Source organism: Luteibacter sp. (assembly GCF_009912395.1).
Taxonomy (GTDB): Bacteria; Pseudomonadota; Gammaproteobacteria; order Xanthomonadales; family Rhodanobacteraceae; genus Luteibacter.
In genome coordinates, this window is record NZ_WNDO01000056.1 from 1 (window position 1) to 4,441 (window position 4,441).

Sequence of the window (4,441 nt, forward strand, 5' to 3'; positions counted from 1 at the left end):
GCGTGAGTGGCCGGGTCCATCGCTATCGCGACGCCGACATGGCGATGCGCTGGGCGGCCACCGGTTTCCTGGAAGCGGAGAAGCGCTTCCGCAAGCTCGGTGGTGCCAACGACCTCTGGATCCTCGCCGTCGCCCTGCATCGATCACTCGAAAAACGCGTTGACCATGATCGGGAGTCTGCCTAATCTATCAAACCACGCCGTCCCAACCTTCAACTACGTTTGGGACACCGCCTGACGTTCGCCACCAACGACGAACGCACAGCCAAGCGCATTTCCGAAACGCTCGGCACCGCCACCGAGCTGCGCGCGCAGCGCAACTACGCGGGCCATCGGCTCGCACCGTGGCTGGGCCACCTGATGGTGTCGCGGCAGGAGACGGCCCGCCCGCTGCTGACGCCGGGTGAAGTCATGCAGCTTCCGCCTGACGAAGCCGTGGTGATGGTGTCCAGCGTGCCGCCGATCAAGGCGAAGAAGCTGCGCTACTACGCGGACGCCAATTTCAAGCGCCGCGTGCTGCCGCCGCCCGCGCTGGCGGGTGCGCAGTACACCGACGCGCCGCCGCTGCGCCCGGACGACTGGAGCGGGCTGGCTATTCCGCCAACGCCTGCCGCATCAGCCACCGCATCCGCTGACGGCCTGGAGAGCTTGGCCGCCGACGACGGTGGCCCGCGCCGCCAGCCCGAGCTTTCCGAAGCCGTCGCCTACGCCCCCGAGCTCGCCGCGCCTGCGGCCGACCTCGCGCTGCTCGACGACGACGACCTGCCGCTTCCCCTGCCTCGCCAGCTTGATCCAGCCATGCAGCGCACGGCCCGGCTGGCTTCCCTCGACCCCAACGACGGAATCGAGCTATGAGCCACTACCGCCTCAACCTGTTCATCCAGCCCGAGCACGCCAAGCGGCTCGATGAGCTGGCAGCCAAGAAAGGCGTGTCCAAGTCGTCCATCGTCGCGGCGGCGCTTGCATCGTGGCTGTCGCCCGATGCCGCCGACCAGCGCGAGGCAGCAGTCGCCAAGCGCCTTGATCGCTTGTCCCGCCAAGCCGAGCGCCTGGAGCGCGACCAGAACATCCAGATCGAGACGCTGGCACTGTTCATTCGCTACTACCTCACGGTCAGCACGCCAGTCCCCGAGGCTCACCAAGAGGCCGCCCGCGCCCAGGGCAAAGCGCGCTTCGAGCAGTTCGTGGAACAGTTGGGCCGCCACCTGCTGCGCGGGCGAAGCCTCGTGCGCGACGTGGTGGAAGAACTGCACCCCGACCCGATGCGGATGGAGGACGCGGCAGCAGCTGCGCAAGCGCAGGAGCGTGCGTCATGAACGCCGCTCCGCAGCCCATGAGCGCCACGTCGCTCGACCGCCGCATCCAGATGCTGCGCACGGCGATGGGGCCGCTGATCGCCACCGCGCTCGAAGACCCGGACGTGGTGGAAATCATGCTCAACCCCGATCGCACCCTGTGGGTGGATCGGATGTCGTCGGGCCGTGCGCCGATGGGCGTGGAGATGCCCGAGGCCGATGGCGAGCGAATCATCCGCCTCGTGGCCGCTCACGTCGGCGCGGAGGTGCATCGCGGCCAACCGCTGCTGTCGGCCGAGTTGCCCGAAACCGGCGAACGCTTCGAGGGCATCTTGCCGCCGGCTGCGCCGGGGCCGGCTTTCGCGCTGCGCAAGCGGGCCATCGGCGTGATCCCGCTGGAGCGGTACGTCATCGACGGGATGATGACCAGCGCCCAGGCGGGCTTTCTCGTTCGCGCCGTGCGCGAGCGGCAGAACGTCTTGATCGCTGGCGCCACCAGCAGCGGCAAGACCACGCTCGCCAATGCGCTGCTGGCCGAGATCGCCGCCACGGGCGACCGCGTGCTGGTGCTCGAAGACACGGTGGAGCTGCAATGCGCGGCCCGCGACCACGTTCCGCTGCGCACCCGCGCAGGCGTGGTGTCCATGACGGAGCTGGTGCGCTCGTCCATGCGCCTGCGCCCGGATCGCGTTGTCGTCGGCGAGGTGCGCGGCGCCGAGGCGCTGGATCTCATCAAGGTGTGGGGCACGGGCCACCCCGGCGGCATAGCCACGATCCATGCCGGCTCCGCGCTCGGCGCGCTGCTGCGCCTGGAGCAACTGATTCTCGAAGTGGCCGTGAACCCGCCTCGCGCGCTGATCGCCGAGGCGGTCAACGTGGTGATCCACATCGCCGGGCGCGGGCGCAAGCGCCGCATCGAGAGCATCGCCCGCGTCGTCGGCTTCGACGGCGTGGGCTACCAACTGGCGGACGCGATGGACGCGCCGTTTCCCGAGCTGCCGCCCGTTTCCGATGCCGCACTCGCTGCGGCGACTTTCCCATCCCCTGACTCACTTGGAGAACTGCCATGACGCAGACGACCGTTCCTGCTTTCCGTGTTTCCGTAAATCCGGCTTTGCGCATTGCACGGCTGCGCTGCCTGGCCCGCCCTGCGGGGCAAGGGCTGCTGCTGGCCGCGCTGCTGCTGTTCCTGGCCAGCACCGCGCAGGCCGCCGGTTCCGCGATGCCGTGGGAAGGCCCGCTGCAATCCATCCTCGAATCCATCCAGGGGCCGGTGGCGCGCATCGTCGCCGTCATCATCATCATCGCCACGGGCCTCGCGCTCGCCTTCGGCGACACGTCGGGCGGCTTCCGCAAGCTGATCCAGATCGTGTTCGGCTTGAGCATCGCCTTCGCTGCGTCCTCGTTCTTCCTGTCATTCTTCTCGTTCTCTGGCGGGGCTGTCGTATGAACGGCCCGGACAGCTTCGCGGCCGGGTTCGAGGTGCCGCTGCATCGCTCGCTCACCGAGCCGATCCTGCTGGGCGGTGCGCCGCGCACCGTGGCGATCGCCAACGGCACGCTGGCCGCCGCCGTCGGGCTGGGCCTGCAACTGTGGATTCCCGGCGTCGTGCTCTGGATCGTCGGCCATTCGTTGGCGGTGTGGGGGGCGCGCGTCGATCCGCAGTTCATGCAGGTCTTCGCCCGGCACATCAAGCACCGCCCGCTGCTGGACGTGTGAGGGGGGACGCCGCAATGCTGAACCTTGCCGAATACCGCCAGCGACCCGCATTGCTCGCCGACTGGCTGCCGTGGGCTGGATTGGTCGCGCCGGGCGTCGTCTTGAACAAGGACGGCAGTTTCCAGCGTACGGCCCGGTTTCGTGGGCCTGACCTCGACAGTGCGACGCAAGGCGAGCTGATCGCTACGTCGGCGCGGTTGAACAACGCATTGCGCCGCATGGGTTCGGGCTGGGCGCTGTTCATCGAAGCCGAGCGCCGACCCGCTGCCGACTATCCACACTCGGAGTTTCCCGAGCCGCTGTCGTGGCTGGTGGACGAGGAGCGCCGCGCCACCTTCGAGGAATCGGGCAACCACTTTGAGAGCGGCTATCACCTGACGCTGGTGTATCTGCCACCAGAAGAATCCCGTGCCCGTGCAGCCAAGATGCTCTACGAGAACACGCCGACGAATGGCGTGGACTGGCGCGAGCGCCTGCAATCCTTCGTCGCGGAAACCGATCGCGTCTTCGACCTTCTCGATGGCGTGATGCCGGAAATTGCCTGGCTCGATGACAGCCAGACGCTGACCTACCTGCACGCCACCATCTCGACGCGGCGCTACCGCGTCGGCGTGCCCGGATTGCCGTTCCACATCGACGCGCTGCTGACCGACTCCGCGCTGGTCGGTGGCCTGGCGCCCATGCTGGGCGACCAGCACCTGCGCGTGGTGTCTGTGCGGGGCTTCCCGACTTCGACCTGGCCGGGGATTCTGGATGACCTCAACCGCCTCGGCTTTGCCTACCGCTGGAGCACGCGCTTTCTCTGCCTGGACAAAGCCGAGGCGGAACGGGAGTTGGGACGCCTGCGCCGCCAGTGGTTCGCCAAGCGCAAGAACGTCATCGCGCTGCTGCGCGAAACGATCTTCCAGCAGGAAAGCCCGCTGGTCGATACCGACGCCAACAACAAGGCGGCCGACGCCGACGCCGCCTTGCAGGAGTTGGGCAGCGACCAGGTGGCCTTCGGCTACCTGACGGCGACCGTCACCGTCATGGACGCGGACGCCGCCGTGGCGGACGAGAAGCTGCGCATGGTGGAGCGTGTCATCCAGGGCCGGGGCTTCGTCACCATCCCCGAAACGCTCAACGCCGTGGATGCATGGCTGTCGTCCATTCCGGGCAACGCCTACGCCAACGTGCGCCAGCCCATCGTCTCGACGCTGAACCTAAGCAGCTATGCGTAAATCACAACACGTATTGATGACCCGCTCTTGATTCATCGCGAGGACAGCCTGATGAATTTTCGAGTCGAGATCGTCCACGGACAGGAACGTCCGATTGGCCAGATGATGGCGCTTGAGATCGCGCCAGCTTCGTTCGATGTCGTTGAGCTCGGGCGCGTATTTCGGCAACCATTCGACCGTGAGCCATGGCCGTTGTGCGAGCGCCTTC

At 67.4% G+C, this 4,441-nt stretch carries 5 protein-coding genes and 3 pseudogenes; 7 read left to right on the top strand and 1 reads right to left on the bottom strand.

Annotated elements, in window-relative coordinates; genetic code table 11:
- The 7 genes and pseudogenes from GAK28_RS24835 to GAK28_RS24865 all read left to right on the top strand — a co-directional run.
- Positions 1 to 185 (top strand): annotated as a pseudogene (locus tag GAK28_RS24835) (IS256 family transposase); the annotation flags it as partial.
- Positions 186 to 230: 45 nt separating this feature from the next.
- Positions 231 to 854 (top strand): annotated as a pseudogene (locus GAK28_RS24840) (type IV secretory system conjugative DNA transfer family protein); the annotation flags it as partial.
- The gene (locus GAK28_RS24845; protein WP_035481266.1) at positions 851 to 1,315 is read left to right on the top strand and encodes a ribbon-helix-helix protein, CopG family; all 465 of its coding nucleotides are present in this window, start codon (positions 851 to 853) and stop codon (positions 1,313 to 1,315) included. The pseudogene GAK28_RS24840 and the gene GAK28_RS24845, both read left to right, overlap by 4 nt.
- A complete protein-coding gene (gene trbB, locus GAK28_RS24850; protein WP_291785632.1) occupies positions 1,312 to 2,364 on the top strand; it encodes a P-type conjugative transfer ATPase TrbB in 1,053 nt (350 codons plus the stop codon). The genes GAK28_RS24845 and trbB overlap by 4 nt, the downstream gene beginning before the upstream one ends.
- Positions 2,361 to 2,744, top strand: a complete 384-nt coding sequence (locus tag GAK28_RS24855; RefSeq protein WP_291785634.1) for a TrbC/VirB2 family protein — start codon at positions 2,361 to 2,363, stop codon at positions 2,742 to 2,744. The genes trbB and GAK28_RS24855 overlap by 4 nt, the downstream gene beginning before the upstream one ends.
- Complete coding sequence (locus tag GAK28_RS24860; protein WP_291785636.1) at positions 2,741 to 3,013, top strand: VirB3 family type IV secretion system protein; 273 nt, start codon at positions 2,741 to 2,743, stop codon at positions 3,011 to 3,013. Before GAK28_RS24855 ends, GAK28_RS24860 begins: the two co-directional genes overlap by 4 nt.
- A gap of 14 nt (positions 3,014 to 3,027) precedes the next feature.
- Positions 3,028 to 4,221: pseudogene (locus tag GAK28_RS24865) on the top strand (conjugal transfer protein TrbE); the annotation flags it as partial.
- Here the strand turns inward: GAK28_RS24865 and GAK28_RS24870 are convergent.
- Positions 4,216 to 4,401 carry a transposase gene (locus GAK28_RS24870; RefSeq protein WP_291785639.1) on the bottom strand — a complete coding sequence of 62 codons (186 nt, stop codon included), beginning with the start codon at positions 4,399 to 4,401 and terminating at the stop codon, positions 4,216 to 4,218. The pseudogene GAK28_RS24865 and the gene GAK28_RS24870 sit on opposite strands and share 6 nt — an antisense overlap.
- Positions 4,402 to 4,441 lie beyond the last annotated feature (40 nt).